The following is a 4,839-nucleotide window of genomic DNA, read 5'->3' as shown; positions in this document are numbered from 1 at the left end:
TGCTCGGGGGCGGTCTGCTAATCATCCTCGCCTGGCGCCTGCGCGCTTCACGACAGGCGCCCAAAGACCTTGGGACAGAGGCGGTGGCGGCGTAAAGCCATAAGGAAGCGTGCGGCGGCCTAAGTCGAAACTTGGGCCGCCGCATCGATCCTGAGCGTGGCGGCAGGTGCCTCAGACCATCGCGGCTTCGATGTAGAGAATAGCATCCTTTACCGTTGCAATCTTCTCGGCATCATCGTCCGGAATCTGGACGTCGAAGCCTTCCTCGATCGCCATGACGAGTTCGACCACATCCAGGCTGTCCGCACCCAGATCCTCCATGAAGCGGGATTCCGGCCTCACCTTGTCGGGATCGACACCCAGTTGTTGGGCAACCAGGTTTGCAACGCGCGTAGCAGTACCGGTCATGTCTTTGCCCCCGGGCCATGCTGGCGGATGCCGCACGGCATTCTCTGGCCCTTCTCTAGACGCTAGAGCCCCAATCGTCACGTAAACTCGCCGAAATCTGGGCGGCTTATAGACGGCAGGCACTCCCAGACCCCAGACCTGTGCTTCAGACATTTGCGCCGGGATTTGGCGATGAGGACGCCGTTGGCGTCAGTGGCGGCGGTTGTCGCCCAGAACGATCAATTTCCCGCTGCGAAGCGCCGTTGGTCCATGCCTGGCGAAGCGATGTTGGCTTGGCCCGCTCCGATCAGATCAGCCGTCGGCATGCGGTTATCGAGCACGAACGCCTGGATGACCGGCCATCGCGGACCAAACCAGGCCTCACCGTTTTCGATTCCGATCGCGGCATCGCCTTTCAGGGTCGCCGAGCAAATCACGATTTCGGGCGGCAGGAACTCGCGCTCCGTCGTTGAGAAGAAAGCGCGCACGGCCGGCATGGTCGGTTCGCGGGCGTTGCCGGCGACGACGATCCCGAGCCGATTGGTGCGCAGGCGCACGAGCGTGCCCACGGGATAGATGCCGATGCTGGAGATGAAGGCATCGAGCACGTCGGGATCGAAATGGCCCTCCCATTCGAGCATTTTCGCCAGGGCATCGGACGGCGTCCAAGGGTCCTTGTAGGGGCGCCGGGAGGTTACCGCATCATAGACGTCGCACACCGCGCCCATGCGCGCATGAAGCGAGAGCTGCTCCGCGGTCAGGCCGAACGGGTAGCCGGTGCCGTCGACGCGTTCGTGATGGTGCAGGCAGACATCGAGGGCGATGGGTGAGATGCCCTCGGTCATCAGCAGAAGCTCGTGCCCCTTTTGCGGATGCGCGCGGATGATCTCGAACTCGTCATTGTTCAGCGAGCCCGGTTTGTCGAGGACGGTGCCCGGTACCGCCATCTTGCCGATGTCATGCATCAGGCCGGCCATGCCCAGGTCGCGCGTCAGGCTTTCCGCCAGGCCAAGCTGGCGACCAAGATTGATCATCAGCGCGCAGACCGCGACCGAATGCAGATAGGTATATTCGTTCTTGCGCTTGAGGCGGGTCACCTTGATCATCGCGGCAGCGTCCCGGATCACCGATTCCGCGATCTCATCAACAATGGGCTCGACGTCGCGTAGCGCCACCGCCTTGCCCATGCGCGCCTCGCCGAACATACGCATGATCACCCGTTTCGACCGTTGGATCGCTTCGGTGGCGCGCTGTACCTCGTCGACATCGACAATCAGCCGCCGCGGCGAGGGCGAGGGCGCGGGGAAGGAGCGCCAGTGACGCGCAGCTTCCACGCGTTTTGCGGGGGCGGGCGGCGGCGTGAGAGGGGCGGGGGGTATTGGCGCGGTGACGCAGATCGGAGCGGCGCCTTTCTCGTCGTCGATGAAGACGGCCTTCACGCCCGACGCCCGGATTTCGCTGACATCAGCCTGGGTGAGCACAAATTTTGTGCGCCAGAAGGGGTGGAGGAGCCAAAAGCCTTCGAATCCGACCAGATACATTCCAGCTTCAATCTGATCGATGGCAATCCTGCGCTTCATGATACCTCCCCGCGAGACTTGCCCCGCGGGCGGCTAAATTCCGGTTAACTTGTCGCAGGTGGGCTCAGATTTGCGCCTTCGCGGGACAACTTGGTGCCTCGGCCCGCAAAGACGCCTGGGTCATCGTTTCGCGCACCCGCTGGGCAAGAACATCCATTTCAAATGGCTTGGTGATCAGACCCATGCCTGGCTCGAGAAAGCCGGCGGCCTGCGTCGCCGTCTCCGCATACCCCGTCATGAACAGGATCGGGAGATCGGGGCGGCAGGACCGGCCCGCTTGCGCGACCAGACGTCCGTTCATACCCGGAAGCCCTATGTCGGTGAGAAGCAGGTTGATGACCTGCGACGACTTGAGGATATCCACGCCTTCGGGTCCATCCGCTGCCTGGAGCACATGATAGCCCAGCTCTATAAGCTGATCGACCACCAAAGTCCGCACGAGGGCTTCGTCTTCCACCACCAGCACCACCTCGCCCACTTCCGCGACAGCTGTCAGGCAGGGTCCATCGGGCGCCGCCGCCGGTTCGAGCGCGGCGGCATGATAGGGGAGATAGAGATGGAAGGTCGTTCCGTCGCCCAGGGCGCTGTCGATGGCGGCGTGGCCTTCGGATTGCCTGGCAAAGCCATAGACCATGGAGAGGCCCAGACCAGTGCCCTGGCCCATGGCCTTGGTGGTGAAAAACGGTTCAAAGGCGCGCCGGACCGTTTCCGCGTCCATGCCGACCCCGGTGTCGGTAACCGCCAATACGACATAGCGCTCGGGCTCTGCACCCTGTTCGGAGAGCGGGGTCTCGAGCGTCGCGTTGCGGGTCGCGATGGTCAGCGTTCCGCCCGCGGGCATCGCATCTCGCGCGTTGATTACGAGATTGAGCAGCGCATTTTCGAGTTGGTTCGGATCGCATTTCGCGGTCCACAGATCGGACGCCAGCGAGAGACGAAGCGAAATGCCCGCATCGAGCGTGCGGCGAACCATGTCTTCGAGTGAGTGGATAAGGCTGTTGATCGCGACCGGCTTGGGATCGAGGGGCTGACGACGGGAGAAGGCGAGCAGCCGATGGGTCAGCGCCGCAGCGCGGGCCGAAGCGTCGGACGCCATTGTGATCAGGCGGTCTATGTCACCCAGTCGGTTCTGGGCAATCCTGCGCCGCATGATGTCGAGGCTGCCGCTGATGCCTTGCAGCAGATTGTTGAAGTCATGGGCGATGCCGCCGGTCAACTGTCCGACCGCTTCCATCTTCTGCGCTTGGCGCAGGGCTTCTTCGGCTTCGTTCAGCGCCTTCGCGCCTTCGACTTCGGCCGTTATGTCGCGGCCAAAGCCATAGAGTTTCCCCGCATCCGGAACGGTCGTCCACTGGATCAGGCGATTGGCACCGTCACGGGCAAGGAGAACGGTGCGATATTCCTCGAGCGGGATTCCGGAGGCCAGCCTGTCGATCTGCTCGGCCCAGGCCATGTCGTCGCCCACGATGAACTCGGTGCTGCGCTTGCCGAGGGATTCCTCTCGCGTCCAGCCCACCACTTTTGTCCAGGTCGGATTGACGTCGACGATGATGCCGTGTCGGTCGGTGACGAGCTTGAGCACGGGCGAGAGTGCCCAGATCCTCTCTCGGTCGCGGACAACCTCCCGTTCGGCGGTTACGTCGCGGCCGACCGCGTGGATACGGTCGGCCGCGGGGACCGCCGTCCAGGCCAGAAGGTGATAGTCACCGCTGCGCGCCCGGTAGCGGTTTTCGAACGACAAAGTATCTGTCCCGCCCGCCAGCTTTGCGACCTGGGCGGCGGTCGCCGCGATGTCCTGGGGATGGATGAACTGGGCAAGCGGCCGTCCGACCATCTCATCCTCGCTCCATCCCAGCATGGTGGTAGCGCTCGGGTTGATGGCCGTGATCACACCGTCGAAGGTGCATACCAGCATCAGGTCGCGTGAGAGCGACCATAGTCTGTCGCGATCGGCCGCAAGCTCCACAAGCTTTTGCTGGTTGCAGTCAATGGTGCTGCCGACCCATCGCACAATGGCGCCGTCCACATCGCGGATCGGGGTGGCTCGAACCTGGTGTCAGATCCAGGCGCCGTCCTCGCGCTGAAGACGAAACTCGGCATCATAGATCGCGCCGGAGCCGACCGCCTGTTTCCAGCATTGCGCCGCGCCCGCGCGATCATTGGGATGGACGATCGAGAGCCACTTGTCCCCGAGCAGATCGTCCGGTGTGCGTCCGGTATAGGACAAGAGCGGGTCATTGAACCAATCGGCCGCGCCGGCGGACGTTGCGGTCCAGACATGGCCCGGCAGAGCCTGCGCTGCCGCGCGGAACTGGACCTCGGCGAGCAAAGGCGGAGACGGAGCCTCAGGCACGCCCGACACTCTTGCCTGCCGTAAGTTGCACAGTCGTGGCCCCCCGCTTGCGTTTCGTAAACTCCCGATCGCGCTCCGGCGAACAGGCGTGCCGGTAGCTCAGTATTCGGTTTGGATGCCCCCAGACGGGCTGGTGGGCAGCTATGTTCAAGTCGAAGCGCCAGGCGGATCGGCGGTGAAGAAGTGCTGGATCACCTCCCGCGCCAGACGGGCGGGACGAAGGGTGGCCGCATCGACGCAGCACCAGCTCGACTTCACTTCCGCGAGCACCTCTTCGCCTCGGCGGATCACTGTATCGTAGAAGGCGCGCGCGCCCTGAACCTTTTCCAGCAGGACCGTGGCGATGACGCGGTCGTCCAGAAAGGTCGGACGCCGATAGGTGATCTCATGCTTGAGCGCGACCCAGAGATGGGCCGCGACGGCCTCCCTGGGTGCGAGCGAGCGCCAGTGATCGAGTACGGCATCCTGTACCCATTTGAGGTAGCTGGCATTGTTGACATGCCCCATGAAGTCGATGTC

Annotated in this window: 5 protein-coding genes; all 5 read right to left on the bottom strand. The window is 63.3% G+C overall.

What is annotated here, in order from left to right; genetic code table 11:
• Positions 1–171: 171 nt before the first annotated feature.
• The gene (gene acpP / locus RT424_RS23800) at positions 172–408 is read right to left on the bottom strand and encodes an acyl carrier protein (RefSeq protein ID WP_313443281.1); all 237 of its coding nucleotides are present in this window, start codon (positions 406–408) and stop codon (positions 172–174) included.
• A gap of 218 nt (positions 409–626) precedes the next feature.
• Complete coding sequence (locus RT424_RS23795; protein ID WP_313443279.1) at positions 627–1,967, bottom strand: HD-GYP domain-containing protein; 1,341 nt, start codon at positions 1,965–1,967, stop codon at positions 627–629.
• Positions 1,968–2,031: 64 nt separating this feature from the next.
• The gene (locus tag RT424_RS23790) at positions 2,032–3,933 is read right to left on the bottom strand and encodes a PAS domain S-box protein (RefSeq protein ID WP_313443276.1); all 1,902 of its coding nucleotides are present in this window, start codon (positions 3,931–3,933) and stop codon (positions 2,032–2,034) included.
• Between the two features lie 90 nt (positions 3,934–4,023).
• On the bottom strand, positions 4,024–4,320 hold the full coding sequence (locus tag RT424_RS23785) for a PAS domain-containing protein (RefSeq protein ID WP_313443274.1): 297 nt from the start codon (positions 4,318–4,320) through the stop codon (positions 4,024–4,026).
• A 147-nt stretch (positions 4,321–4,467) separates the two neighbouring features.
• A partial coding sequence (locus tag RT424_RS23780; protein ID WP_313443272.1) for a thioesterase family protein occupies positions 4,468–4,839 on the bottom strand: 372 nt, incomplete at its 5' end.

This window comes from Novosphingobium sp. (assembly GCF_032093395.1).
In the GTDB taxonomy this organism is placed as follows: Bacteria; Pseudomonadota; Alphaproteobacteria; order Sphingomonadales; family Sphingomonadaceae; genus Novosphingobium.
This window is presented reverse-complemented; position numbering and strand designations above follow the sequence as displayed.

Excerpts from the sequence above, each read along its gene's own strand:
- acpP (WP_313443281.1), bottom strand. The coding sequence starts at position 408 with ATGACCGGTACTGCTACGCGCGTTGCAAACCTGGTTGCCCAACAACTG.
- RT424_RS23795 (WP_313443279.1), bottom strand. The coding sequence starts at position 1,967 with ATGAAGCGCAGGATTGCCATCGATCAGATTGAAGCTGGAATGTATCTG.